This is a genomic window from Psychroserpens jangbogonensis (assembly GCF_000797465.1).
Classification (GTDB): Bacteria; Bacteroidota; Bacteroidia; order Flavobacteriales; family Flavobacteriaceae; genus Psychroserpens; species Psychroserpens jangbogonensis.
Genome location: NZ_JSWG01000004.1, coordinates 111,737 through 138,414, shown reverse-complemented (window position 1 = coordinate 138,414; position 26,678 = coordinate 111,737). Strand labels below are relative to the sequence as shown.

Annotated in this window: 22 protein-coding genes; 13 read left to right on the top strand and 9 right to left on the bottom strand. The window is 31.8% G+C overall.

What is annotated here, in order from left to right; genetic code table 11:
• Positions 1-122: 122 nt before the first annotated feature.
• Positions 123-554: a deoxycytidylate deaminase gene (locus RH81_RS02895; protein WP_033957434.1), complete on the top strand. Its 432-nt coding sequence runs from the start codon at positions 123-125 to the stop codon at positions 552-554.
• Positions 555-2,162, top strand: coding sequence for a S41 family peptidase (locus tag RH81_RS02890; protein WP_033957433.1), 1,608 nt, complete (start codon positions 555-557; stop codon positions 2,160-2,162). It begins immediately after the preceding gene.
• Between the two features lie 11 nt (positions 2,163-2,173).
• Here the strand turns inward: RH81_RS02890 and RH81_RS02885 are convergent, their stop codons facing one another.
• The 3 genes from RH81_RS02885 to RH81_RS02875 are packed head-to-tail and all read right to left on the bottom strand — an operon-like array spanning position 2,174 to position 3,576.
• Entirely contained in the window at positions 2,174-2,776 is a 603-nt protein-coding gene (locus RH81_RS02885) for an FAD-dependent oxidoreductase (RefSeq protein ID WP_033957432.1), read from the bottom strand.
• Positions 2,776-2,979: a hypothetical protein gene (locus RH81_RS02880; RefSeq protein WP_033957431.1), complete on the bottom strand. Its 204-nt coding sequence runs from the start codon at positions 2,977-2,979 to the stop codon at positions 2,776-2,778. The genes RH81_RS02885 and RH81_RS02880 overlap by 1 nt, the downstream gene beginning before the upstream one ends.
• 9 nt (positions 2,980-2,988) lie before the next feature.
• Positions 2,989-3,576, bottom strand: a complete 588-nt coding sequence (locus RH81_RS02875; protein ID WP_033957430.1) for a MarC family protein — start codon at positions 3,574-3,576, stop codon at positions 2,989-2,991.
• A gap of 90 nt (positions 3,577-3,666) precedes the next feature.
• Here RH81_RS02875 and RH81_RS02870 point away from each other — a divergent pair, with 90 nt between their 5' ends.
• Together RH81_RS02870 and RH81_RS02865 are read left to right on the top strand one after the other, a co-directional pair.
• Complete coding sequence (locus RH81_RS02870) at positions 3,667-4,236, top strand: DUF3109 family protein (RefSeq protein ID WP_033957429.1); 570 nt, start codon at positions 3,667-3,669, stop codon at positions 4,234-4,236.
• Between the two features lie 87 nt (positions 4,237-4,323).
• A complete protein-coding gene (locus RH81_RS02865) occupies positions 4,324-7,416 on the top strand; it encodes a CHAT domain-containing protein (protein WP_033957427.1) in 3,093 nt (1,030 codons plus the stop codon).
• Here RH81_RS02865 and RH81_RS02860 read toward each other — a convergent pair.
• Both RH81_RS02860 and RH81_RS02855 read right to left on the bottom strand, forming a co-directional pair.
• Positions 7,396-8,106, bottom strand: coding sequence for a tetratricopeptide repeat protein (locus tag RH81_RS02860; protein ID WP_033957423.1), 711 nt, complete (start codon positions 8,104-8,106; stop codon positions 7,396-7,398). The genes RH81_RS02865 and RH81_RS02860 overlap by 21 nt on opposite strands.
• Before the next feature lie 3 nt (positions 8,107-8,109).
• Positions 8,110-8,652, bottom strand: a complete 543-nt coding sequence (locus RH81_RS02855; protein ID WP_033957419.1) for an RNA polymerase sigma factor — start codon at positions 8,650-8,652, stop codon at positions 8,110-8,112.
• 121 nt (positions 8,653-8,773) lie between these two features.
• Between RH81_RS02855 and RH81_RS02850 the strand changes: the two genes are divergently transcribed.
• From RH81_RS02850 to RH81_RS02825, 6 genes are all read left to right on the top strand, one after another.
• The gene (locus RH81_RS02850) at positions 8,774-9,724 is read left to right on the top strand and encodes a hypothetical protein (RefSeq protein ID WP_152604771.1); all 951 of its coding nucleotides are present in this window, start codon (positions 8,774-8,776) and stop codon (positions 9,722-9,724) included.
• A 9-nt stretch (positions 9,725-9,733) separates the two neighbouring features.
• Positions 9,734-10,216 (top strand): DUF6252 domain-containing protein, encoded by a 483-nt coding sequence (locus RH81_RS02845; protein ID WP_033957412.1) that lies wholly within the window; start codon positions 9,734-9,736, stop codon positions 10,214-10,216.
• Positions 10,217-10,218: 2 nt separating this feature from the next.
• Positions 10,219-11,472 carry a hypothetical protein gene (locus RH81_RS02840; RefSeq protein WP_033957409.1) on the top strand — a complete coding sequence of 418 codons (1,254 nt, stop codon included), beginning with the start codon at positions 10,219-10,221 and terminating at the stop codon, positions 11,470-11,472.
• Entirely contained in the window at positions 11,469-12,095 is a 627-nt protein-coding gene (locus RH81_RS02835; RefSeq protein ID WP_033957407.1) for a hypothetical protein, read from the top strand. The genes RH81_RS02840 and RH81_RS02835 overlap by 4 nt, the downstream gene beginning before the upstream one ends.
• 76 nt (positions 12,096-12,171) lie before the next feature.
• Positions 12,172-13,209, top strand: a complete 1,038-nt coding sequence (locus RH81_RS02830; RefSeq protein ID WP_152604770.1) for a right-handed parallel beta-helix repeat-containing protein — start codon at positions 12,172-12,174, stop codon at positions 13,207-13,209.
• Between the two features lie 10 nt (positions 13,210-13,219).
• Positions 13,220-14,221 carry a T9SS type A sorting domain-containing protein gene (locus RH81_RS02825; protein ID WP_081988181.1) on the top strand — a complete coding sequence of 334 codons (1,002 nt, stop codon included), beginning with the start codon at positions 13,220-13,222 and terminating at the stop codon, positions 14,219-14,221.
• Positions 14,222-14,378: 157 nt separating this feature from the next.
• Here RH81_RS02825 and RH81_RS02820 read toward each other — a convergent pair whose 3' ends face one another.
• Both RH81_RS02820 and RH81_RS02815 read right to left on the bottom strand, forming a co-directional pair.
• Positions 14,379-16,358, bottom strand: a complete 1,980-nt coding sequence (locus RH81_RS02820) for a tetratricopeptide repeat-containing sensor histidine kinase (RefSeq protein WP_033957401.1) — start codon at positions 16,356-16,358, stop codon at positions 14,379-14,381.
• 1 nt (position 16,359) lies between these two features.
• Positions 16,360-17,094 carry a LytR/AlgR family response regulator transcription factor gene (locus RH81_RS02815; RefSeq protein ID WP_033957398.1) on the bottom strand — a complete coding sequence of 245 codons (735 nt, stop codon included), beginning with the start codon at positions 17,092-17,094 and terminating at the stop codon, positions 16,360-16,362.
• Between the two features lie 708 nt (positions 17,095-17,802).
• Between RH81_RS02815 and RH81_RS02810 the strand changes: the two genes are divergently transcribed.
• From RH81_RS02810 to RH81_RS02800, 3 genes are all read left to right on the top strand, one after another.
• Positions 17,803-18,792 (top strand): ribonucleotide-diphosphate reductase subunit beta, encoded by a 990-nt coding sequence (locus RH81_RS02810; protein ID WP_033957389.1) that lies wholly within the window; start codon positions 17,803-17,805, stop codon positions 18,790-18,792.
• A 215-nt stretch (positions 18,793-19,007) separates the two neighbouring features.
• On the top strand, positions 19,008-21,506 hold the full coding sequence (locus tag RH81_RS02805; RefSeq protein ID WP_033957386.1) for a ribonucleoside-diphosphate reductase subunit alpha: 2,499 nt from the start codon (positions 19,008-19,010) through the stop codon (positions 21,504-21,506).
• A 123-nt stretch (positions 21,507-21,629) separates the two neighbouring features.
• Positions 21,630-23,375, top strand: coding sequence for a Na/Pi cotransporter family protein (locus RH81_RS02800; RefSeq protein WP_033957382.1), 1,746 nt, complete (start codon positions 21,630-21,632; stop codon positions 23,373-23,375).
• A gap of 9 nt (positions 23,376-23,384) precedes the next feature.
• On the opposite strand, the gene RH81_RS02795 is transcribed toward RH81_RS02800, so the two are convergent.
• Positions 23,385-24,107, bottom strand: coding sequence for a DUF6503 family protein (locus RH81_RS02795; protein WP_033957378.1), 723 nt, complete (start codon positions 24,105-24,107; stop codon positions 23,385-23,387).
• A gap of 150 nt (positions 24,108-24,257) precedes the next feature.
• Entirely contained in the window at positions 24,258-26,618 is a 2,361-nt protein-coding gene (locus RH81_RS02790; protein WP_081988179.1) for an inorganic phosphate transporter, read from the bottom strand.
• Between the last annotated feature and the right edge of the window lie 60 nt (positions 26,619-26,678).

Here is a 26,678-nt window from a genome sequence, read left to right as displayed (position 1 = left end):
TAATGTCCTTACCTTTTTTTATAATCACTACTTTTGAAAAGTGTTTATTTGCTAATCTACAATGTAGTTGTAATTAAAACACGAACCGATTATATTCGCAGTACAGATTTTAAAAAATTAAAATGCCTAAAGAAAAACAACTTCGATACGATAAAGCTTATTTAAGAATTGCTAAAGAATGGGGAAAACTCTCGCATTGTGAACGTAAGCAAGTAGGTGCAATAATCGTAAAAGACAGAATGATTATTTCTGATGGCTTCAACGGTACTCCAACGGGTTTTGAAAACTATTGTGAAGACGATGATGGCTATACGAAGTGGTATGTGCTTCATGCTGAAGCAAATGCTATACTTAAAGTTGCTGCCTCGACGCAATCTTGCAAAGGAGCAACATTATACATTACACTTTCTCCATGTAAAGAATGTAGCAAACTTATACATCAGGCTGGCATAATTCGTGTTGTATATCAAGAAGGATATAAAGATGATTCCGGACTTCAGTTTCTTAAAAAAGCTGGAATAGAGCTTGAACTTATCGCAGATTTAAAAGCATAAATGAACTTTCAAAAAAAATACATACCATTATTATTAGGGTTTGCAATTGCAGCTGGTGTATTTATTGGCGGAAAGCTAAATTTCTCAGATACTTCTGATCGATTGTTTACTACAAATAGCAAAAAAGATAAACTCAACAGACTTATTGACTACATCGATTATGAGTATGTTGATCAAATTAATACAGACAGCATTGTCGATGTGACGGTTAATGAGATTTTAGATAATCTAGACCCTCATTCCATTTACATACCAAAAAGTGAAATGCAACGGGTTACCGATAATATGAAAGGAGACTTTGTAGGTATTGGAGTTAGCTTTTACACCTATAAAGATACTGTAACTGTTATTAGACCTATTGAAGGTGGACCTAGCGAAAAAGCAGGCATCAAAGGTGGTGACCGAATTATCATGGCTAATGGTGATTCTATTTTTGGTAGAGAATGGACCAATGAAGCCATTGTAAAAAAATTAAAAGGCGAAAAAAACAGTAAAATCACTCTTAAAGTGTATCGTCCAGGAGAAGAAGACTTGTTGACTTTTAAAGTGAAATATTCAGATATTCCTATTAAAAGTGTCGATGCATCCTACATGCTGACAGATAACCTAGGTTATATTAAAATTAATCGGTTTGCAGAATCTACTTATAAAGAGTTTAAAAAAGCACTAGACAAACTTCAAGATCAAGGCGCAACAAAATTAGCATTAGACCTTCGTGATAATCCTGGTGGATTTCTTGGTATTGCCGAGCAGATTGTTGACGAGTTTCTAGAAGATGATAAACTCATTTTGTTTACTAAAAACAAAGCTGGTAAAATTGAAAATAGTTATGCTACACGACGTGGTGATTTTGAAGAAGGAGATATTTATATTCTTATAAATGAGAACTCAGCTTCAGCTAGTGAAATTGTTGCTGGTGCGCTACAAGACAATGATAAAGGAACTATAATTGGAAGACGAAGCTATGGCAAAGGCTTGGTGCAACGCGAAATGTCTTTAGGTGATGGTAGTGCAGTAAGACTTACCGTTTCTAGATATTATACACCTACTGGTCGCTCAATACAACGACCTTACGATAATGGAAATAATAACGATTACCATAATGATTATCACAAACGCTTAAGTAATGGAGAGCTCGAAAACTCTGACAACATTCAAATTTCAGATTCTCTAAAATACACGACTCCAAATGGCAAAGTTGTATATGGAGGTGGTGGCATTATTCCAGATGTTTTTGTTCCTCTAAACACGAGTGAACAAAACGAAACATTAAACTATATAAAACGCAGAGGCTATGTTAGTAATTTTGTGTTTGAAGAACTAGATAAGGATAGAGCTGTTTACGATAATGTAAGTACTTCAGACTTTATAGAATCCTTTAGTGTTGGTGATGATATCGTAGAAAAATTTCAAGACTTTCTTAATCTAAAAGAAAGAACAAATATTTCATTTGTTAATTATAAAGATCAAATGAAAATGCTCATAAAAGCAGAATTAGCTAGTCAATTATACAGTACTAATGCTTCTGAGCAGATCATTAATGCCACTGATGTTATGATTGAAGAAGTGATTTTATTGAGTAAAGCTAATGAGACTCTAAACGAATAACTATTCGGAAGTTATACCTTGTCGTGAATTTTTGTGTGTTTACCACCATTCCAAAGGGTCAAAATGTCTGTAGCTACTTGTGCTCCACTTCCTGATGCAATAGCAAATTGACTTCGCCATCCAGCCATAGTGCCAGCGACATAAAGGTTTTCATCAACTAAATGATTATCATTCTTTAACCAGATTCGATCTTTCTCTTTTACAGCTCTTGGATGCGGCTCTAAATAGTTGTCTAGACCTTCAATATTGACCAAACTTGTATAACCTATAGCAACGACTACTATCTTTGATTCGTAAGTGTTTTTATTAGTAACAACGATAAATCCTCCCGAAGACTTCGCAATTGATTTTACCTTTTCATTTTCAATCTGTTCTATATGAGGATAGATGTCTGATAACTGCGCTTTCCCATCTTCCAATATAGTAGCTCCTGTGGTTCCTGGAGCTAAGCCCAAGACGTTATTAAATAATGCGTTTTGTAAGTGAGATGTTCTTTGGTGCATAACAATCCCAATTCGTTTTTCTTCCGCAAAAGGTTTTGACTTTGCAGATCCTAAAACCATAGCGCAGGACATACCTGCAGCTCCACCTCCAACAATTAAGACATCAAACATTAATTGTTGTTTTTTAATTTTTGATCAACTTTTTTAGATAACCTTAAAATCTGCAATAAGGCAATAGCGCATAGTGACGCAAAAATTGTAATAAGCGCAACAACACTTTGTCCTTTAAAAGGAAAATCAAAATTAATTTGAGTGATATTATATCCAATTAATGCAATTGCAATAACAGTAACGATGATGGTAAATATTTTCATAACCTTAATTTATGCAAGCTCAAAAAGTGCTTTAATATTGTGAGCAAAAAGTTTTACTGCAATGGCCAAAAGTATTACACCAAATACTTTTCTTATAATACTTATACCATTTTTACCTAAAATTTGTTCAAGTTTTGCAGACGTTTTAAGCACAATAAAGATAACAATAACGTTACATATAACTGCAACAATTATGTTTTCTATAGCAAATTCTGCTCTTAATGATAATAGAGTTGTTAAACTTCCTGGTCCAGCAATAAGAGGAAATGCTAATGGAAATACCGTTGCAGTCATCGCTCCAGAACCATCATCCTTATACAAGGTAATTCCTAAAATCATTTCTAAAGCAATAAAAAAGAGTATAAAAGCTCCTGCTACGGCAAAACTATTCACGTCAATACCAATTAATGACAATAAGCTTTTACCTAAAAACAAAAAAACAATCATAATTACACCAGCAATTATAGAAGCTTTTTCACTCTGAATATGGCCTACTTTTTTGCGTAAATCTATAATAATTGGAATGTTACCAATAATATCTATTACTGCAAACAGCACCATGAATGCTGTAAATATTTGTTTAAAATCGAATTGCATAATTCCTAATTTTAGAATTCGCGGCAAAGGTGCGAATTTATTGTAGATTTTCAATATTAAATAACCGTAAAGTTTACTTATTTTTGACCCATGTTTCAATTAGGAAAAACCATAGTTTCAGAAAATATTATCGAAAAAGATTTTGTGTGCAATCTTTCAGCATGCAAAGGCGCTTGTTGTATTGATGGTGATGCAGGTGCACCACTAGATTCTGAAGAAATAAAAATTCTAAAAGACATCTATCCAAAAGTAAAACCGTTCTTACGTAAAGAGGGAATTGCAGTAATTGAAGCTCAAGGCACACACATTACAACTGCTATTGGAGATTTTGAAACACCTTTAATTAATGGTGCTGATTGTGCTTATGTGATTTTTGATGATAAAAAAACAGCACTCTGCGGAATAGAAGAAGCCTACAATCAAGGTGAGATCTCTTGGAAAAAACCAGTCTCCTGTCATTTGTATCCTATTCGTGTTAAGGATTATTCTGAATTTTCAGCCGTTAATTATGATAAATGGGAAATTTGCGACGATGCATGTGTTTTAGGAAAAGAATTACAAGTTCCTGTTTACAAATTTGTAAAAGAAGCATTAATAAGAAAGTTTGGTGAAGATTGGTATATGGAGTTAGAGAAAGTTGCTGAAAAATTAAAAAAGTAGAAAACGGACACTTTTTAGTCAGTCTCTTTTTATTTCTACAACTTTTTGTTAAGTCGTAATCTCATAAAAAAACTTAACTTTACTCTGATGAATTTAAAAACTATTATTCTAATATTAGGCTATCTGTGTTATAATTATAGTGTCGCTCAAACACCAATTTATGTTAAAACCAAATTAGAAAAAATAGCAGATTCGATATATTTCAACAAAACAGAATCTTACAGTGCTAATGATTACAAGGTTTTGCAAGACTTAAGGCATCAAATTATTTCCAAAAACAAAGATACTTCAAGCATTAATTACAAAACAGCTCTATTTAAAAGACAGGCTTCTGATGCTATTGTTTATCAATTTAACTCAAAGAATGATGAGGCGATAGTTGCATCAAAAAAAGCATTAAAATCTTATAATAAACATCACATAAACGATAAGTACTTCAAAGGACATCTAGTCAAGTATTTATCTCATCAATATTCTAATAACTCAAATTGGGAAAAATCTTTGGAAATGGCACAAGCAACCAGAGCAATTTTAAAGGACACTTTAGTGTATAATCATCCTCTAATCGCGCAAGCCGAATTTAATATTGGTAATATTCTTAGTGTTTATGGAGATCAATCGAAAGTTATAGAACATTATAAAAAAGCAATTACTCTTAATGTTTCTAATAGAGGTGAATATAATAGTGAGGTTGCATATCACAAACATCACCTGGCACTTACTTACGGTTTTGTTGGGTATTACAAAAAAGAGCTAGAAACCTATTTAGATGTTGTACGTATTTGGGAAGCCATTCCATATAAAGATAAAAGTTATTTAAATATCGCTTACGTCTCGTTAAATACTTGGTATATACAACATGGAGATTATGCTAAGGCAGAAGAATACATTATTAAATCTGAGAATCTTATAAAAAGCCACAAAACTAATCTTAGTAATTGGTTCAATGAAACGTATAGAGGACGAACTCAAATTAATTTATGGAGTAACTATGCAAGTCTGTATTTGTTAAAAAAAGATACAGTAAAAGCGATAACATATAACAACAAGATTTCAGATTTTTTTTCTAACTACGATGAAGATGATAAGCGGAACAACCCAAATAATCTTTCCTATTTTAAAGACTTCATTAACATTGGCAAATTAAACGCGTTGAGGTTTAAAGCTAATATTTTAAAACTCAAAAACCCAAAAGAAGCCAAAGCAATTTATGAGCAAATTATAAATCTTCAAAAAAATAATGCGGTCGCCCTATTTGCACTAAGTGACAAGTTAAACCTTATACGTTTGCACCTAAATGATAAAGCCTACAAAACTGCCGAATTAAAGGTGAATAGTTGGATAAATAAAATCTCAGAGGAAAAAGAACCTTATTTTTCAATGGTATTAAGAGGCGAACAAGCACATATTGCTATTGCACAGGATAGTGTTAACTTGATGCACAAATATTATTCGTTGGCGTTTAAAGACCTGCATAAAGATGTTACAAAACCGGTTTCAATCAAGAACATAAATTATAATGATTGCAAACCATATAGCAATAATGATTTTATAGACTTGCTGCTAAAAGCAAGCAAAGATTATCAACATGCTTTTAGCGCAACAAATAGGAAATTCTATTTAGAAATAGCACATAATTTAAGTAAAGTCGCTTCAGATGCTTTTTCAGATAATTATTTGTTTTCTGAGTTTAATGACACGACATACGATATTGTGGTACAGATAAATGAGCAGCTCTTAAGCACTTCTATTCTGTTAAATGATAAATCCATTCAGAAAACTATACTAGAAAAAATTGAGGAATCTAACTCAAAAATTAGCTGGCGAAAATTTTTAAATAACACACAAAGAAAAGCAATAAACATTCCTGATTCTATTTTAAACACCGAAAGCAACTTAAAAAATGAGCTTCATTTTTACAAAAAACAACTGTTCATAAATAACGAATCTGATAATAATAATAAAATAATTAAAGAGAAAATATTTGATTTAAATAAGAGCATTGACAATTTAAATATTTGGTTTAAAGAAAATTACAGGTCATATTTTAATCAAACACGACAAAAATTTAATTTAAATGCGTTAAAAGAAAAACTAAATCCAAACCAACGCATTATAAAATATTGTTTCACACAAAAATCTGTTTATGCTTTTGCCATTTCTAAATCGAGTACAAAGCTTATTAAAATTAGCACTAAAGCAAAACTTAGCCAGTTACTTAAAAAGACAATTGATTTACTTAAAGATACTAACAATACAAACTACGAGCAATATCTTCATCAACTATATGTACAATTGCTGCCAAGCTCAATTTTAAAAGATGAAAATCATCAAGATTTAATTTTCGTCTTAGATGATTTACTATACTATTTTCCTTTAGAAATTTTAATGAATGCTAACGGAAAACACCTCATAGAAAATCATAGTATTAGCTATGCTGCGTCTCTTCTCTTGTGGAATGAACAAACTGAAGTTGAAAAGTCAAAGAATAATAAATTAGGAATCTATTCTCCAACTTATAATGATGAAAACAGTCAGTTAAATGGTGCTAATTATGAAGCGTCTCAAATTAGCAAATTATTTAAATCTGATGTTTTTTTAGGCAAAAAAGCGAGTAAAGAAACATTTTTAGCCACAGCAAAAAATTATAGCCTTCTTCATTTGGCTATGCACTCTTCAGTTAACAATACTCATTCAGAATTTTCTAACTTGAATTTTGGATCTACAGATGACGAAAAGTTATTTATTTCAGAACTCTATAACATGTCACTAAATGCTGACCTTGCCGTTTTAAGTGCATGTGATACTGGAGTAGGTAACTTAAAGAGAGGTGAAGGACTAATTAATGTGTCGAAGGCGTTTACTTATGCTGGTGTACCAAGTACTGTAACAAGTTTATGGAAAGTGCCAGATAAAGAAACATCGCAAATAATGGAATCCTTTTACAGCTATTTAAAATCTGGAGAGCCTAAAAACAAAGCTTTACAACTAGCAAAACTAGATTATTTAAATACAATAGAAGACTCTTTTCTAAAACACCCTTTTTATTGGGCAGGCTTCGTGCTTTCTGGAGATATTTCCGCTATTAAATCAGAAGCTAATTATTGGTGGTTAACTTTTATTTTAATTCCTCTTTTTTTATTTTTAATAAGAAAACCATTAGTCAAGATCTTTAATTAAAGTGGTGGCTTCTTTAGTTTTAAATTTAGATTTAGAAAGCAGCTGTTTTAGTGTTTTTTTAGTAGCATCAGTATTATTATTCTTTAAATAAGCAAGTGCTAAATACCATAAATTTCGATCTTGTAAAGTATCAGGGTTTTTAACATTTGCCTCCAATAGTTTTATAGCCTCATTTGTCTTATTTAATTGCAACAAAGTGTTCGCTTTATAAAATGAAATTGCCGCGTTTGGTTCTTCCTTTAAAATATCATTAAAATATAGAATAGCAGTTTCGTAATTTTTTGCTTCATATGCTTCAAAAGCTTTAGATTGCAAATCTTCTTTATGCTCACCTCTAACGATAGGCTGTACTATATTTCTATATGGCTCAAAATATGAAGCATAAAGTTCTTCAGGACTATCAGATGGTGAATTGAAAAATAATTGCCATGAAGTTCCAAGTAAAATTAATAAGCTAGCTGCAATGAACCAAGCTTTAAAACGACTCTTCTTTATGGTTGTATCCCAATTTTGAATTTCTTCTTTTAATTGCTCTCGATCATTTAAAACTAATGTCTCTTGTAATTCTTTTTGAAACTCAAACTCTTCTTTAAAGTCATTATCACTCAATAATAATGTGTTAAATTCTTTTAACTCTACTTCAGAAAGCGTGTCTTCGAAATATTTAATTATATAACCTGACTTATTCATTTCTTAATCGTTAATTATTTTTTTTAAAGATTTCAAACATCTTGATTTCTGGCTTTTTGCCACATCTTTGTTATTATAGTTCAATTCTTCTACAATTTCATCTAAGTTAAAACCTCTCATATAAAAAAGGTTTAGTAAGGTTCTACATTGTGCGCCTAAACTCTTAAATGCTATTTGCAATTGCCTTTGTCTCGTGCTAAAATTATAATCAATATCTGCTACTTTTGGCTCATCAAAATCATTTGTTTCTTCAATAGAATGAACTAAATGCAACTTTTTCTTTTCTTTTAAATGCTTATAAAACATATACTTACCAATACTAAAGAGATACGTTTTTAATTCACTTTTCAAATTATCCAAATGACCATTTAATGCATTTTCTCGTAGTGCAATAATGGCATCCTGATATAGGTCTAGAGCATCTTCACTATCTATATTATACGTTTTGGCAAAACCTATAAAAGCAGGCTTATGTTCTAAATAAACCGATTTTAAAACCGATTTATCATCGTTTTTAAGTGCTACTAATATTTCGCTTTCTACCATTTAGTATTCAATTGCTTTTAATGTAAACATCTAAGTAAAGAATTTTTTTTTACTAATTGGTGTTTACTTTTTGAAAATTCCTACACAAAAGAGTGATATTAATAATTTAAAACTATTAACGATGAACTTTTCTTTTCAAAATTTTAAACACAAAAAGAACACATTTTACATTGGGCTACTACTAATTGGACTAGCACTATTTTCTTGTAGCAGTGATGACGATACTGAAACTCCTCCTCCTATTCTAGAAGTTAATGATTGCGAGTTATATGAGCCGACTCCAGCATCTGGTTCAATTAATGCAACTTGGGAAATGGCAAACGAAAGAGATGTTTACGCCAATTTCATAACCATTCCTAGTGATCCTGGTGGTGGATACGTTACTGTTACATTATCACAAAGCGCTACAGGTTTAATACCTGCGTTATTTGTAGATAATGATTTTGATGCAGGTGGAACTATTATCGGTGGTTCAGCGGCACAGACAAATAATGTATCTAACAGAGTCGCTTCTTTTTCAGTACACCCTGGAGCTTCTTATTCAGTGGAAGTATATCCCTTTTTTAATGCTGCAGATTACCCTGTAGATTACACTCTTGAATGGGAATTTTTTGGTCGTATAGACTGTTTTGAACAAAATGATACCCAAGGGCAGGCTAAAAAAATCCTATTTGATGAAACAATAGAGGCCTACGCCATTGCTGGTTTTACAGACTACTTTATTGCTTCTGGTGATGATAAAACTTATGATTGGTATAAAGTGGAATTAGATGAGCCTAGTGCTATTGAAGTCGAAGTATTAGACATGCCAAATGATATGAGAATAAGTATGCGCCTCATTAATACAGCTGGTACACTGGCAGGATATGATTTTGATTGGTTGGGTGCAGAAACAAGTCTAAATAGAGGAAGACTGTCAAAAATTACATCGACATCTATTTTAAATCCTGGCACCTATTATATTGAGCTCCATGCTGATTTTGTAGAATCCAGAAAATCTAATAGTGACCTTGACCCTATACCAGAACACTTTAATACAACCTATAAAATTAAAGCCAAAAAACAACAATAAACAACAATTATGAAAACACTAAAAACCATGTTTGCTAAAATAGCATTCATCTTATTAACATTAGTTCTAAGCAGTTGCTCTAGCAATGATGATTCTACAAACTCAGAACAGAGCAATTACTATTTAACAGCAAAAGTTGATGGTGTAAATTTTTCAATAGACATTGTTACTGTTAGTACTCTAGCTGATGAGACAGACTTTTATGTAATCTCAGGAGTAGGCGAAAACACTTCAATTGGTTTAACATTAGAAAGTCCTATTTCTGTAGGAACATTTACGACAGGAGTAGCAGAAATAGTCGCACTAACGTATCAAACAAATTCTCCTTTTGTCGTATTTGGAGCAAGTCAAGATGTAGGTTCGGGTACAATAACAATAACCGAAAACAATGCTAATTATATAAAAGGGACGTTTTCGTTTACAGGGATTAACCAACTAGATAATTCAACAAAAGAGATTTCAGAAGGAGCGTTTAAAGCTGTAAAATTATAAATATGAAAACTAAACTAATACTAGTAGTCGCAATTATTCTATTTCAATGGTGTAAAGCACAACAATCGCAAACTGCAACTTTATCTAAAGTTGAAAACCATCTTAACGGAGAACTGGATTACACACATGAAGTATTACAACTCGTTCAAAAACAGCAAAATGGCGAAGAAATTATTTTAGGAACTATTAACAAAGACGGTGAAATAAAATTCAATTTACCTGAATTTGACATCAAAGCACTATATGATAGTATTCCATTACAACACTATAACTTCTTCAGCTTGTTTTTAATGAATAGTGATTGTAAGGACAGGGATCTTTTTGCAAAAACACCCTTTAATGATGTGTACTCAGAGAAATTTGATCCAATGTATATAAAGAAATATGGAGAAAACGTAGCTATTCTATTTCCCGCAACTGATGAAGAAATGTTTAATAACAATGATTATTATCGTAATAATAATTATGATGGTAAAAACCTCGTTTTAGGCACTAAATTTTATTGGTTTTATATAGATAGAGCCATTGCCTTTAAAGATAAATGTATTAAAACACCTATTAGAGATAATGATACGATTGAGCTTGCAATTAGCGCAGATATTCAATTAAAAAAAGGGTGGAACTTCATTGAAGAACAACTTGTAGCAGTTCAAGAGTACAATACAGATGATTATAGCTCAACCCGACCAAAAAAAATACAATTTAACCAAAGCTCTCCAAATTCTAAAAAGGTGAAATGGTTTGTAAGACAAATAATGAAAGATGAAGACATATTAGCCGCCAAAAAACTTCACGAATTAGTACCCATCTCAAAAGCACAATTTAAAAAATGGCTTCCCAAAAAAGTAGGTGATTTAAAAAGAACGAGTTACGAATTAGATAAAGCATTAGATGACAGTGATAGTAAAAGTAATAATGCGTTTGTAGTTTTTGAAAGTGGTAATCAAAAAATGGAAATAGCAATCCTAGACGGAGCAAAAAATCCAGATGATTTAGAGATGGCGAATTTCTCTTTTGCAATGGATAAACAATATGAAAGAGATGACAAACCAACTAGTGATACAACAGAAACTGATGCCACTGATAAAGGAGAAGCAAATCATATAAGCAAAGAAGACAAAGAGAATAAAACATCTCAAATAATGGCACTATTTAAAGACAGAATTGTTCTATATGCAAGCGGAGAGAATGTGACTTCGGAGGAGTTATGGGATTATATTAAAAAATTAAAGGTGGAAAAATTACTTAAAAAATGAAAAAACTACTCACAATAACCATGTTATTCCTATTACTAGTAGCCTGCAAAGAAGAAAATAGTGCGTTGTCTAAAATTAAAGAAGCGACAAACCAAGTAAAAGAAGCAAAACAAGGTTTAAACAATCTTGATAACATTATAGATGGCGCAGAAGATCTTCAAAAAAATATTGAGAAATTATCTGAAATAACTCCAGTAAGTAAAGAACAAATAAAAGCATGGATGCCTGAAAAATTAGGTGATTTAAAGCGAACAGAATATAATATTGGAAGTCAAATAGGCATTAGTGTTTTTAAATTATCATTTAAAGGAGATAATGATAAAAAGATAAATGTCACCATTTCTGATGGTGCCGGAAAAGGGTCAGCTCTAGTAGCAATGTTTTCTATGTTTCAAAATATGGAAATAGATACAGAGAATGAATCTGGTTACGAACGTACGCAAACTTTTGATGGTCAACGAACGCTGATAAAGTATCAAGCTTCAAGTAATTATCAAAAAACCACGCTTCAATATTTAGTAAATCAAAGATTTGGTATCGAGGCAAATGCTTGGAAAATGGAACCAGACGAATTGTGGGAACACTTAGCAGCTTTAAACATTGAATCACTAATTGAAGAATAAAAAACTTGAAAATCATATTTACCTTTTTAAAGGTAGAACACCAAATAGTATTAATAAACAATTAAAAACAACCAATATGAGAATTTTTAAAATTACTTTAACATTATGCCTTATTACTTTTATTGCTAGCGCACAAACAGTATACACTGTTGACAATCGCTCACAATCTGGAGCCATGTTCACAGTTATACAAGACGCTGTTGATGCTGCAACAGCAGGAGATATTATACAAATACATCCATCTGCAACATCGTATGGTAGTATATCAATAGGCAAAAGGTTAAATATAGTTGCTTTAGGGCACGATCCAATAACTAATGATCAGGGATTAACTACTGTTGTTGGTAATATTGCTTTCTTTGGAACAGCAGCCAATAGCGAAATTAGAGGCTTAACCATAAATGCAATTATTCTAAGTGGAACCGTAAATAATTTAGACGGAATTAAAATCATTAATAACAGGATTAATAGTGCTATATCTGTAAGTCCTCCCAACGGTTTAGCAGATTCCTGGCTAGTAGAAGGTAATTATTTTACAACCACAGGTACAGCTATACTTACAAGTGCAGATGTTTGGTTAATTAAAAATAATTTTATGTTTGGTGGTGTAAGTGGTTTAAACGTAACTAATTTGGTAAGGAATAACATATTTTTTAGCACTAGTAATTCAACCGATTTTTTCTTTTCAAACTGTACAAGCACAATAATTTCTAACAATATTTTTGTTACTAATGGTAATATGACCGAGTTTGGCATTAATAATTCCACCAATTTAGATTTTAGAAACAACCTCACATATAGTTATGTAGGTAATACTATTGTTGACCTTCCAGGAACTAATAATTTAGATAATACAAACCCAATGTTTGTAATTGCTCCAACAATGACAGAAGATGACTTTTATGATAATGACTATCATTTATTGGCTGGTTCTCCAGGAACTAATTACGGTACAGATGGCACAAGTATTGGCATCTTCGGAAATAATTTTTTATTCGACCCTCAAGGCAGACCAGATTTAATGCCATTTCCTACCAGTATTACTATCAATAATAATGTAGTAGCTCCTGGGCAAAATTTAGACGTGAATTTCACTGCAGAACAAAAACAATAAAACTTTTAAGATGAAAAATCTACTAACAGTCATAGTCTTCATGTGCTTTTCCATATCAGGATTTAGCCAAATTACAGATGCCGAATATTTTTTTGACACAGATCCAGGAGTTGATAATGGGACTTCGATTCCTGTAACAACAGGAAATACTATTGACGAAAACTTTAGCAGCATTCCAACAACAGGTTTGGCTGAAGGTTTGCACACCTTACACATTAGAGTAAAAGGAACGAGTGATGTTTGGAGTTTATATAAACGTGCTTATTTCTACATACAAACACCAACCACAAACAGTACACCTCAAAATATTATTGCTGCGGAATATTTTATAGATACAGATCCAGGAGTTGGAAGTGCTAATCCAGATGTTGTAACGCAAGGCATGACAATAAGCGAAACATTCACAATCGCTACAACAGGTCTAGCCGATGGTTTACATGTTTTACATATACGTGTGAAAGATGCAGATGATACATGGAGCTTATACAAGCGCGCTTATTTTTACACACACTCACAAAACTCCAATCCAACTGCAACACATATAATTGCAGCCGAGTATTTTTTTGATACAGATCCAGGAGTTGGCAGTGCGACATCAATTGGTATCACACAAGGATTTAGTATTGATGACGACTTGCTCATACAAGTTCCTAACGATATGACAAATGGAGATCATTATTTGTATTTGCGAGCACAAGATCAAGATAATACTTGGTCTTTATACAAACGTGCTTTATTTAATGTGGATGCGCTATCTGTGGAAGATTTCAATTCTGAAAGTTTTGATATATTTCCAAATCCGACAAAAAATAATATCAATATAAATTTCAAACAGTTTGGTGACTATTCTATTACAGTGTATAATATTTCTGGTAAAGAGATCTTTCAGCTAGAAAAATTAGAGGTCAACAACAGGTTGGATCTAACGACATACGCTTCTGGTGTTTATATTCTGAATATAAAAGACCATGCAAATAATACATTTCAGAATGTTAGAATAGTCAAGTTGTAGTCGTTGCATTGAAATTAATCAATTATAAACATTTAACTCATAAATATTAAAAAAGATAGACTCCAAAACCTTCTAAATTATGAGTACGAAGGTTTTGTGAGTGAAAGCGATGAACATAAAATCACGTTTTTTATTACAGATGATGTATCAGTGAGTTTTAAGACAGTTGTATAATAGGTATATCAACAACAACTTTTGTACCTGTAGCTTTTCGGTTATTATCATACAGATCTTCGATTTGTATATTATAATCGCTTGTATAGCCCTTTGAAAAATTTGCCAGCCTTGCCTTAGTTAAAGAGATACCAATAGATTTTCGTTTTAATAATTTACCATCGTTAATTTTTGTTGATTGTATTCTTCCTATGCCATTGTCTTCTATAGAAATGGTAACAAAATCTTCATTTGTTTGATAGACATTCAACGTGATTTTTTTATCGTCTTCCTTTTTAGATGATAATCCATGCCAAAGTGCGTTTTCTATAAACGGTTGTAAAATCATTGATGGCACTTTGATTCGCGCCGTATTAATGCTGTTTTTTATATTAACTTCAAAATTAATTTCGTTAGAAAACCTAATGTTTTCAATATTCATATAAAGCTTCATGGTATCGAGTTCGTCATCTAAAGAAATCTCTTTTTCGGTTGAAGCCACTAAAATTTTCCTAATGAATTTTGAAAACTTATTTAAATAGTAAACAGCATTTTCTTTTTCATTATTAATAATATACAGCTTAATAGAGTTTAGCGAGTTAAAAATGAAATGCGGATTCATTTGACTCCTTAACATATCTTGCTCTAATGTTAGTATTTGTTTTTCTTGTTGTAATTGTCTTGTTCTGTAAAGAGCAACCATGATCGCGCCAATTATAGCTAAGGCTAACATAGAATACCAAAATAATTTTTTATTGCGCTCTAAGCTAGACTTTACCAATTCGTTCTCATCTGCAAGGTCTTTAATTTGCTTATTCTTTGCTTCATTTTCGTATTGAATAATGACATCATTAACATATCTCAAATTTCGATCGTTAGCAATTGTTTTTTCTAACTCAACAGCATCTCTGTACGCATTTAGGGCTAAGTTGGGTTTATTTGTAATTTCGTATAATTCTGACAAATATTTCTGAGCTTCAACAATCGAAGATTTCAGACCAAATTTCTTAGCGAGATCCAATCCGGTTATTAGATTTGTTTCAGATAAATCATTCAATCCTAAGTGCTTTTGAGCCCATCCTAAATTAATATAAGAGGAAGTAATATAAAACTGATCACCAAAGTATAAGGCCTTTTCAAGCGCTTTTTCAATAATAACCATAGCGTCATTAAATTGCTCTTGTTTTATATAGACTTTTCCAATACTATTGTAACAAATAACACGTCCAAGCTCTGAGTTAATTTGGTTATTGTAGTCTAAAGAGCGCTTATAATTCCGCAATGCATTCTCCAATTCTCCTTGAGCTTCGTAAGCAAAACCAATATTTTGATAGTTAATAGCTAAGCCTAACCTATTGCCAGCTTCTTTTTCTATAATAAGTGATTTTTGAAACTGACGCATAGCCAGTTCATACTGTTCAAGTACTAAATAAATATTACCAATACTGTTTTGAGAAACGGCAATGTTATATTTAATATCTTTTGAAGGTTTATCTATAGACCTTGCGATATCTAAAGCTTTAGTATGAAAATCTAGTGCAGGTTTTACAAGATCCATTCTTCGGTAAACCACACCTATATTATTAAGATTCATTACTCTTAACTCTAAATTATCAGCCTCCATTGCAAGTGCATTTGCTTTTTTATGCATAGCAATAGCTTCTTCATAAAGAGAATTATTTCTAAAAAACACACCTATAGTATTCAGTGCAAAACTTTCGCCTTCTGGATAGTTGAATTCTCTAGATTTTCGTAATAAAGCGTTTATTTTTAAAGTATCACTTTTAAATTCTGAAAACACCGAATCCAACACACTAAAATCTCTTGGTCTAGACGTAGTAATAGATTCTAATTGCAAAGCAAAGTCAGACTCCATATCATCCTGTGCCTTAAGACCTAAGCATACAGCAAAGCAAAATATCAAAACAAATACTAGTTTAATTTTGACAACATCAGCTTTGATTATGTTTTGAAGATGATTCATCTTATAATTTCTCTAAAAAATCAGATTTTCGTTGTCTGGCAACAGGTATTTTTTGATTGGATTGCATCACAACATAACCTTCACTTTTAATAAATTCTTTTATTTTATTAAGGTTGATTATGTATGAATTATGTATCCTAAAAAAACAATGTTCAGGTAAAATAGCATTAACTTCTTTTAATTTTTTTGTAATCACTATTTTTTGAGATCCTTCTAAAAAAATAGTACTGTAGTTTCCATCTGATTCTACATAAAGAATATCATCAATGTTCAGGAAAATAAGTTTGCCATCTGTATTTATTGTAATCCGTTTTTTATCAAACTTACCATTAAAGTTAGTAAGTACTTCTTCTATTTTTGAAACATTTAAAGCTCGAAAATTGTGCTTTTTAATTTTTTGAATCGTTGCTTCTAGATCGTCAGAATCAATAGGCTTCAACAAATAATCAATAGCCTCATGCTTTAAAGCCTTTATAGCATACTCATCATAAGCAGTAGTAATAACCACAGCAAAATCTTTATTGGATAATTTTTTAAGAAATTGAAAACCATCCATTGTTGGCATTTGTATATCTAAAAACAAGCAATCTGGAGAATTAGAATTTAAATAAGATATAGCCTCCTCAGGATTTGAGAAAGTTTGAATAACATCAATTTCATTACTGAAATTAGACAGCTCCCAAGACAAACTTTGGATAGCTTTTGGTTCATCATCTACTATTACTGCTTTTATCATAATACCAAATATATAATATTATGAATCAAAAAATCTTCAATATGTATGGTTAGCATTCTTTTGTGTGTATTGTGTAAAAAATGACCTTTTAAAGGTTTACTAAAAACTGACGATACCAACTATACACTATTTATTACCAACCACACAAATTCAATTTAGGGATCAATTAAAAATTTTCATCTTTGATTAAACAATTTAATGACCAACCAATTTTAATAAGTATAAAGAAAAAGTGATCGTGGGGATTCACTATTTGATTAAATGCTATTAATCATTAAAAAGTCAGGGTTAAACCTGACTTTTTAACTTTAAGGTCTTCATATATTACTATTATTAAGTTAATAGTTTTAGTTAGTTTATTTAATTATTAGGGATTAAAGAGAGCCGTTGAAGCTCTCTTTTTTTGTTTAATTTTCAGTATGATTTCACAAACTATTCAACGTAGCAAACATCGGTTACAACTGCCTATTTAATAAGAATTAGCCTACAAAACACAAATCAATATTTTATTTGTAAATTATTGATAATCAATATTTTAAAATTATTTTTAACAAATCTTTAATTTTTTTGAGAATTCCACATTGTTAAAAACTTGTTGAAAAGCTTTCGAAAAAAACAGTGAAATATCTCATACATTTTTGAATCTTTGTTAGTCCCAAATCACACGAGATTTTTCAGTAAATTTTTAATAAAAAAAAACCAATTAATATGTCTCAAATTGTAGAACCAATTTTACAAGAAAATAAAGATCGATTCGTGATTTTTCCTATTCAACATCATGATTTATGGGAATGGTATAAAAAATCTGAAGCGAGCATGTGGACTGCAGAAGAAATTGATTTACACCAAGACATAACAGATTGGTCACAAAAATTAACGGATGATGAACGTTACTTTATCAAACATGTATTAGCATTTTTTGCTGCAAGTGATGGTATCGTAAACGAAAATCTAGCTGAAAATTTCGTAAATGAAGTACAATATAGTGAGGCGAAATTTTTCTATGGTTTCCAAATTATGATGGAAAACATTCATAGTGAAACTTACTCATTGTTAATTGACACGTATGTAAAAGACGAAAAAGAAAAAGCAATGCTTTTTAATGCTATTGAAACTTTTCCTGCAATTAAGAAAAAAGCAGATTGGGCATTGAAATGGATAGAATCTCCAAGTTTTGCAGAACGTTTAATAGCTTTTGCAGCTGTTGAAGGAATCTTCTTTTCTGGTTCATTTTGTTCAATATTTTGGTTGAAAAAACGTGGTTTGATGCCAGGTTTAACGTTTTCTAATGAGTTGATTTCTCGTGATGAAGGTGTGCACTGTGATTTTGCTATTCACTTACACCAACATCATTTAATAAATAAAGTGCCTAAAGAACGTATTAAAGAAATTTTGGTTGATGCTCTAAACATTGAGAGAGAATTTATTACAGAATCTCTACCTGCAAGTTTAATTGGTATGAATTCAAAATTAATGTCACAATATTTAGAATTTGTAACTGATGGCTTACTACAAGATCTTGATTGTGAGAAAGTTTACAATACAGCAAATCCTTTTGATTTCATGGACATGATTTCATTACAAGGAAAAACAAATTTCTTCGAAAAACGTGTGTCTGAATACCAAAAAGCTGGTGTTCTTAACAAAGAAGAAGAAGAAAATAAATACGATTTCGGTTCAGATAGTTTCGATTTTTAGAACCTAAACAAAATCAAAGACAGAATTATTTTAATTGGCTTCGTGTTCCTTTAGTCCTATTGACTTTAACCTAAAGATTTACAGCCAATTTTAATTTCAGTATAAAAACCTAATAATTAATTCAACTACTAATCAGTCTCCTTCTGATTAATAGTAACTAACTAATCCCTTTTTCTGAATGGTCGCTTCAGAAAAACCTAAAAAATGTGTAAAGTATGTTTGTATTAAAAAGAGACGGAAGAAAAGAACCAATAATGTTCGACAAGATTACGGCTAGAGTACGTAAGTTGTGTTATGGACTTAATGAACTTGTTGATCCCATTAAAGTTGCAATGCGAGTTATTGATGGCTTATATGATGGTGTAACAACAAGTGAATTAGATAATTTGGCAGCAGAGCAGGCAGCTACAATGACTACTGCTCATCCAGATTATGCACGTTTGGCAGCTCGTATTTCGGTTTCTAACTTACATAAAAACACAAAAAAGACCTTTAGCGAGGTGATGTCAGATTTATATACATATGTAAATCCGAGAACAGGTAAAAAAGCACCATTATTAAGCGATGAGGTTTATAAAGTAATTACAGATAATAAGGACATGTTAGATTCTGCAATTATCTATAACCGTGATTTCAGTTATGATTATTTCGGATTTAAAACTCTTGAACGTTCTTACCTTTTAAAATTGAATGGGCAAATCGCAGAAAGACCACAACACATGTTAATGAGAGTATCTATTGGTATTCATCTTAACGATTTAGATGCTGCAATTGAGACCTATGAGTTGATGTCTAAAAAATACTTTACACACGCGACACCAACTTTATTTAACTCAGGAACTCCAAAACCACAAATGTCTTCTTGTTTCCTATTAACAATGAAAGATGATAGTATTGATGGTATTTACGATACTTTAAAGCAAACGGCTAAAATTTCACAATCTGCAGGTGGAATAGGCTTATCTATTCACAATGTACGTGCGACAGGTAGTTATATTGCAGGAACAAACGGAACAAGTAATGGTATAGTACCAATGCTTAAAGTATATAATGACACTGCGCGTTATGTAGATCAAGGTGGAGGAAAACGTAAAGGAAGCTTTGCTATGTACATCGAACCTTGGCATGCAGACATTATGAGTTTCTTAGATTTAAAAAAGAATCATGGAGCTGAAGAATTACGAGCACGTGATTTATTTTATGCTATGTGGATGCCAGATTTATTCATGAAGCGTGTACAGGAAGATGCAGAGTGGACCTTAATGTGTCCAAACGAATGTCCTGGATTATGTGATGTACACAGTGAAGAATTTGAAGCACTGTACACAAAATATGAATCAGCAGGGAAAGGTCGTAAAGCTATAAAAGCAAGAGAGCTTTGGGAGAAAATATTAGAATCTCAAATTGAAACTGGAACACCTTACATGTTGTATAAAGATGCAGCAAATCGTAAGTCTAACCAGAAAAATTTAGGAACAATACGTTCGTCTAACTTATGTACAGAAATCATGGAGTATACGTCTCCAGATGAAGTTGCTGTTTGTAATTTAGCATCTATTGCTTTACCAATGTTTATAAAGAATGGTGAGTTTGATCATAAAGAATTATTCAGAATAACAAAACGCGTTACTAAGAACTTAAACAGAGTAATTGATAGAAATTATTATCCTGTAATTGAAGCTGAATATTCTAATCTAAAACATAGACCAATTGGTTTAGGAGTTCAAGGTTTAGCAGATACGTTTATCAAATTACGTATGCCTTTTACTAGTGATGAAGCTAAGACTTTAAATCAAGAAATTTTTGAAACCTTATACTTTGCTGCTGTAACCGCAAGTATGGAAGAAGCAAAAGCTGATGGACCTTATGAGTCTTATGAGGGATCTCCAATAAGCAAAGGTCAATTTCAACATAACTTATGGAACGTACAAGAAGACACTCTTAGTGGACGTTGGGATTGGGATAAATTAAGAAAAGATGTTGCAAAGAATGGTGTTCGTAACTCATTATTAGTTGCGCCAATGCCAACAGCATCTACATCACAGATTTTAGGAAACAATGAATGTTTTGAACCATATACTTCTAACATTTATACACGTCGTGTGTTATCTGGTGAATTTATTGTTGTAAACAAACATTTATTAGAAGACTTAGTCGATTTAGGTCTTTGGAATGAAGATTTGAAGAACGAAATCATGAGAGCTAATGGATCTGTACAAGATGTAGATTGCATTCCTCAAGATATTAAAGATTTATACAAAACAGTTTGGGAACTATCAATGAAAGATATTATTGATATGTCTCGTCAACGTGGTTACTTTATTGACCAATCACAATCTCTTAACTTGTTCCTAGAAGGAGCAACTATGGCCAAGTTAACATCTATGCACTTTTACGCATGGAAAAGTGGCTTAAAAACAGGAATGTACTATTTACGTACAAAGAGTGCTGTTGATGCTAAGAAAGTGACTATTACAAGAGAAGTAAAAGCTGAACCTGTAGCAGAAGTACAAGAAGTCGCAGTAGATAACGTAGTACAAAAGCAACAGATAGCGGCTGAAACTGCAGCAAAATTCGCTAAGCAAACAGCAGAAAAAATTGAAGCAGAACCTATTAAGGTTGAAGTAGAACCAATGAGTGCAGATGAAATGAAAGCATTAGTTGCTCAAGCTAAAGAAGCTGAAGGAGATGATTGCCTGATGTGTGGTTCTTAAATTTTAACTTAAATAACAATAAAAAGCACCTCGTTTGAGGTGCTTTTTTTGGTTTAATAGATTGTGAAAACAATTTGAATATGCATTAAAATTACACTATCTTAATCTCCTTTTAAGCATTACATGAATTACGGATTTTACGATATTTTGCAACTTATTGGAGCTCTAGGCTTATTCCTTTTTGGAATGAAAGTCATGAGTGATGCTTTATTAAAACTTGCAGGAAATAAGCTTCGGTCGTTTCTCGCCACAATGACTTCTAATAGAGTATTTGGCATAATTACGGGCTTCTTTATAACATCAGTCATTCAATCTTCCTCTGCTACAACGTTAATGGTGGTTAGCTTTTCAAATGCTGGATTACTAACACTTACAGAATCTATAAGTGTTATTATGGGAGCAAATATTGGAACCACAATAACAGCTTGGTTAATTACAATTTTAGGCTTTAAAGTGAGTATGAGTACCATCGCGTTACCATTGGTTGGATTCGGGTTTTTATTCACGTTTTCAAAGCGTAAAAACCTTGATAATTGGGGGAGTTTTATTATTGGTTTTGCCTTGTTATTTATTGGGCTTCAGTTTCTAAAAGAAGCTATGCCTGACATTAAAAACAATCCCGAAATTCTAGCTTTTTTAAGTCAGTATACTGATCTTGGTTTTATTTCGGTATTACTTTTTTTACTCATAGGCACATTTTTAACTGTAGTTATTCAATCATCAAGTGCAACTATGGCTTTAACCTTAATCATGACCGCTGAAGGTTGGATCCCTTTTGAATTGGCAGCTGCGATGGTATTAGGAGAAAATATTGGAACAACTATAACAGCCAATCTAGCAGCTCTTGTTGCTAGTTATAAAGCCAAGCGAACAGCCAGAGCACATTTAGTATTTAACATAATAGGTGTTCTTTGGGTACTCATTTTGTTTTACCCTTTTTTAAGATTTGTTAGTTGGATGGCTGAAACTTTAGGTTCAGGATCTCCCTATATTACAGCAGCCGCGATACCAGTCGCTATTTCTTTATTTCATACAGCGTTTAACATTATAAACACTTTTTTATTAATCTGGTTTGTGAATCCAATAGCAAGGCTAGTAGAAAAAATAATACCTGAAAAACTAGATTCAGAAACAAAAATTGATGATCCAAAATTCTTGAAAAAAGCAATTTTAAAATATCCGGAAACGGCCATTTCAGCGTTACAAAAAGAATCGAAATTTTTATTTAAAACAACAGTTTTCGAAATCGTTTCGCATGCACTTAATACCCATAGGTCTGATATCAAATCAGATTTAAAACTCAAAAAAGTAATAAAGAAATCTAATATTCTATTCGAATTAGACATACGAAAACAATATATCACAAGAGTAAAATATATTTACGGACAAATTATAAACTATGCTACTAAAGCGCAAAGCGAACTAGATTTAACCGAGAATCAAAACCATCAGATTAGTGAGATTAAAATTGCCAATCGAAACATGGTTGAGATTATTAAAGACGTGAATGAATTAAGTAGAAATATTACACTTTATTTAAATTCTGAAAATAAATACATTCAAAAAGAATATGATAAACTACGTAAACGAGTGGTCAAGGTATTACGTGTTATACATCTGTTTAGAACCGAAAAAGACAATGAATCCTATCACAACACTCTAAAACGTTTAAAGCAACAAGCTCGTGACCATAAAGATGTTAGTAATTCTAATTTAGACAAACTCATTAGAGAAGATTTAATTACAGTTGACATGGCGTCTTCCCTAGTTAATGATACCGATAATGTCAATGATATTATAAAAAACTTAATTGATACTGCAGATCTATTATACGGTAAAAAAGACACCTTACTCGATAATGGAAATTAGCTATTTATATTACTTTTCTAAAGTATCTGTCGCCAAATAAGCATCATCTTTGTTATAATACCACGCTCTTTCTTTTGGTATTTTTATTTGATTGATGGTTTCAGTATCAGACAACATAATATACTCTCCACTTTCTGGCTTTAGTTTCCCATTCTCATCAGTTTTAAAAAACTGATAGATTTCCATGGCAAAGGTTTCAGGGTCAAAATAAAAATACCAAACATCACTACCTACAGCTTCATCATAGGTCGCTTTTAACACCAAGTATTCTTTTCCTTTAAATATTTTACGCTTTACTGTTTCAGAAATATTTGTGCCTTTATCTTTAAGTTTCATAGGCAAGCCATACAAATAAGTGTAATAATCTTTATACATATTGGCGCGTTCACAACTTAAATTATTTGAAAACAATTCAGCTTTACTTAAATCTGTTTTTCCGTTTAATGAAATCGTACACTTTCCTTTATCAACAGTATATTCAGTAACCAGAGTATCGCGAGACGCTTTAACTTTAAAATATTCTTCAGGAAGTTTGATAGTTATATGACTTATTCTTTTGGGATTGTCAGGCATTTCCATCACGATATCAAACTCACCTGCAAACGTGCTCCATTGATTATTTGGATCATGATAAGCTATTGATTTTTTTAAAAGTAATGAGCTGCTAATGCTTTGGGCAGTTATCAATTGAAAATTGAAAACCAAAACGACCAAGAGTGTGAGTAATTTCATGCCTGTTATTTTTTTAGAATCACTAATTTAAACTATTTGGTTTTAAATGAAGAATACTTGATTTGAAACACAAAAAATTAACCCAATAATCTTAATAAAAAAAGCCATCATTTAAATAATGATGGCTTAAATTAATTTATAAAATATGTATTATTCTTGTTCCGAAGGTTCAGAAGGTTCTTCAGGCTTTGAGGGCTCTGAGCTTTCAATGATTTCGTCTACAACTGTAATGGTTGCAGGTTCAACAGAACTGTCAAAAGAATTATGATACTCTTCTAATAAATTCATTGCTGCTTTAATTAAATCTTTAGTTTCTAACAACACACTAAAATATAAAGTGGTGTTTTTAGGACTAGATTCTTCTGTTCTTGTACGAGCAACTTGTTTCTTTATTTTCTCTTTTACGAGTTTGTAGACTTCAGTTCGTTCATCTAAAATAGCACCAATCTGTTCGAAAGATTCAGAATTAAAAGCAACTCTAGTGTCTTCAAATAAATTTTCTAGCTTATCATCAATTTCTTTCAATTCCTTTATTTGACTGAATTTTAGTTTCTTATGATTGTTATTTACATGCTTGTAACTTATTTTAGAAATATATTCTAATGACTGTGTCATATCCTGAAGGTATCCTAAAATATTAATATAGAAATCACTTGCGCCTACACTAGATTCGTCTAAATTTTTAATAAAATAAAACACATTATCACGTAAATCATCTACTTCATCGGCAAGTTTTAAAACTTGTTTCTTACTCTTTTTAAGTAACGCTAAATCTTGTCTTGCAAGACCAACAATTGAGTTTGAGTAAATTCGATTAGTACGTTTCACTACATTAGCAATATTATTTGCACTCTCATGAATAACACCTTGAACAGAGCTACTTTCTGCTCTAACCAAACTATCTTCAGCTTTAACTTCTTTAGATTTTTTATTATGAGAAATATAATTTCTTATTAGTAATGCAAATGCTACCACCAATAACAATGGGAACATTATAGGCAAGTTTAAATTTAATAAGTATGCCACTAATGCAGCAGCTGCAAATGCGCTAAAAGCAGTAAAGAACCAACCACCAATAACATTTAGAACTCCAGCAACTCTATATACAGCACTTTCTGCTCCCCAAGCTCTATCAGCAAGCGATGTACCCATAGCTACCATAAATGTAACATAAGTGGTTGAAAGTGGTAATTTATATGATGTTGCAATTGAGATTAGAACAGCGGCAACCATTAAATTCACTGCAGCTCTTACTAAATCGAAAGAAGGTAATTCGTGTACTTTATCTCTTGATAATTTAATGACTGGCGCTTCAAATTGTTTTTCAATTTTTGCTTGCCATGATTCTGGTAAAATATAAGATGACATTTGAGACATTCCCATCGCTGATCTTACAAATCCACGAGATAAGAAATTAGGCTGAAAACGCTCTTTAGTTTCACTTTGACTTGATAAATCTAAGGAAGTCTTTACAACACCTTTTGCTTTAGTAGAAAACCATAAGGTAAGGACCATGATCATTCCTGCACCAAATAATAACCAATTGTTAGTTGGAACTTTTTCAGCTAATACATCCATTGGAAAACTAGTAGCAGACACTCCAGAAGCTGTCCATTCTGTAAATGCATTAAAAGCGGCAACAGGAACACCAATAAAATTCACTAAATCATTACCAGCAAAGGCCAATGCTAAGGCAAAGGTTCCAATTATTATAATAAGCTTATAAATATTAGTCTTTAAAAAGGCTATGATTGCATATGATAATAATGACCAAAACACTGAACTCACTAGTACTATTGGTAAAACCTGAGCTTCTAGAAAGTCCTTCATTGTCCCACCATTTAAAATATCAAAGGATTGTTTGGCATATGATGTCCCTTTTAAACCTTTCATAAATATAAAGTAAGTGATCGCTGTTAGCGCTACTCCTCCAAATAAAGCACCAACCCAAGCTGCTTTCTTTTCAAAATTATAAGACAAAAGCAATCTTGAAACCCACTGAACAAGCGCGCCTATTGAAAAGGCGACGACGACCGAAAGCAGTATCCCGAATATAATTTGTGAGGCTTTAGATGTATTTATATAATTAATAACATCACTAAAATCTCCTCCATCATGACCAATTTTTATTAAAGCCATAGCAACAGCAGCTCCTAATAATTCGAAAACAATTGAGACTGTTGTTGACGTTGGCATACCAATGGTATTGAAAAAATCCAGCAATAAAATATCAGTAATCATTACTGCCATAAAGATGATCATGATTTCATTAAACATGAATTCACTTGGATTAAAAATACCTTTACGAGCAACTTCCATCATTCCACTAGAAAACACAGCTCCAACGGCAACACCAACACTGGCAACAATCATAATTGTTCTAAATGAAATTGCTTTAGATCCAATTGCAGAGTTCAGAAAGTTTACTGCATCATTACTAACACCTACTACCAAATCAGCAACTGCTAAAAGGGCAAGAGCAATAATCATATATAAATAAATATTATCCATAGTTTTTAATTAAAATAAGTTAGCAAATATCATTAGTCTATTTAATTGTTACGTTACCTA

Excerpts from the sequence above, each read along its gene's own strand:
- RH81_RS02895 (WP_033957434.1), top strand. The coding sequence starts at position 123 with ATGCCTAAAGAAAAACAACTTCGATACGATAAAGCTTATTTAAGAATT.
- RH81_RS02890 (WP_033957433.1), top strand. The coding sequence starts at position 555 with ATGAACTTTCAAAAAAAATACATACCATTATTATTAGGGTTTGCAATT.
- RH81_RS02885 (WP_033957432.1), bottom strand. The coding sequence starts at position 2,776 with ATGTTTGATGTCTTAATTGTTGGAGGTGGAGCTGCAGGTATGTCCTGC.
- RH81_RS02880 (WP_033957431.1), bottom strand. The coding sequence starts at position 2,979 with ATGAAAATATTTACCATCATCGTTACTGTTATTGCAATTGCATTAATT.
- RH81_RS02875 (WP_033957430.1), bottom strand. The coding sequence starts at position 3,576 with ATGCAATTCGATTTTAAACAAATATTTACAGCATTCATGGTGCTGTTT.
- RH81_RS02870 (WP_033957429.1), top strand. The coding sequence starts at position 3,667 with ATGTTTCAATTAGGAAAAACCATAGTTTCAGAAAATATTATCGAAAAA.
- RH81_RS02865 (WP_033957427.1), top strand. The coding sequence starts at position 4,324 with ATGAATTTAAAAACTATTATTCTAATATTAGGCTATCTGTGTTATAAT.
- RH81_RS02860 (WP_033957423.1), bottom strand. The coding sequence starts at position 8,106 with ATGAATAAGTCAGGTTATATAATTAAATATTTCGAAGACACGCTTTCT.
- RH81_RS02855 (WP_033957419.1), bottom strand. The coding sequence starts at position 8,652 with ATGGTAGAAAGCGAAATATTAGTAGCACTTAAAAACGATGATAAATCG.
- RH81_RS02850 (WP_152604771.1), top strand. The coding sequence starts at position 8,774 with ATGAACTTTTCTTTTCAAAATTTTAAACACAAAAAGAACACATTTTAC.
- RH81_RS02845 (WP_033957412.1), top strand. The coding sequence starts at position 9,734 with ATGAAAACACTAAAAACCATGTTTGCTAAAATAGCATTCATCTTATTA.
- RH81_RS02840 (WP_033957409.1), top strand. The coding sequence starts at position 10,219 with ATGAAAACTAAACTAATACTAGTAGTCGCAATTATTCTATTTCAATGG.
- RH81_RS02835 (WP_033957407.1), top strand. The coding sequence starts at position 11,469 with ATGAAAAAACTACTCACAATAACCATGTTATTCCTATTACTAGTAGCC.
- RH81_RS02830 (WP_152604770.1), top strand. The coding sequence starts at position 12,172 with ATGAGAATTTTTAAAATTACTTTAACATTATGCCTTATTACTTTTATT.
- RH81_RS02825 (WP_081988181.1), top strand. The coding sequence starts at position 13,220 with ATGAAAAATCTACTAACAGTCATAGTCTTCATGTGCTTTTCCATATCA.
- RH81_RS02820 (WP_033957401.1), bottom strand. The coding sequence starts at position 16,358 with ATGAATCATCTTCAAAACATAATCAAAGCTGATGTTGTCAAAATTAAA.
- RH81_RS02815 (WP_033957398.1), bottom strand. The coding sequence starts at position 17,094 with ATGATAAAAGCAGTAATAGTAGATGATGAACCAAAAGCTATCCAAAGT.
- RH81_RS02810 (WP_033957389.1), top strand. The coding sequence starts at position 17,803 with ATGTCTCAAATTGTAGAACCAATTTTACAAGAAAATAAAGATCGATTC.
- RH81_RS02805 (WP_033957386.1), top strand. The coding sequence starts at position 19,008 with ATGTTTGTATTAAAAAGAGACGGAAGAAAAGAACCAATAATGTTCGAC.
- RH81_RS02800 (WP_033957382.1), top strand. The coding sequence starts at position 21,630 with ATGAATTACGGATTTTACGATATTTTGCAACTTATTGGAGCTCTAGGC.
- RH81_RS02795 (WP_033957378.1), bottom strand. The coding sequence starts at position 24,107 with ATGAAATTACTCACACTCTTGGTCGTTTTGGTTTTCAATTTTCAATTG.
- RH81_RS02790 (WP_081988179.1), bottom strand. The coding sequence starts at position 26,618 with ATGGATAATATTTATTTATATATGATTATTGCTCTTGCCCTTTTAGCA.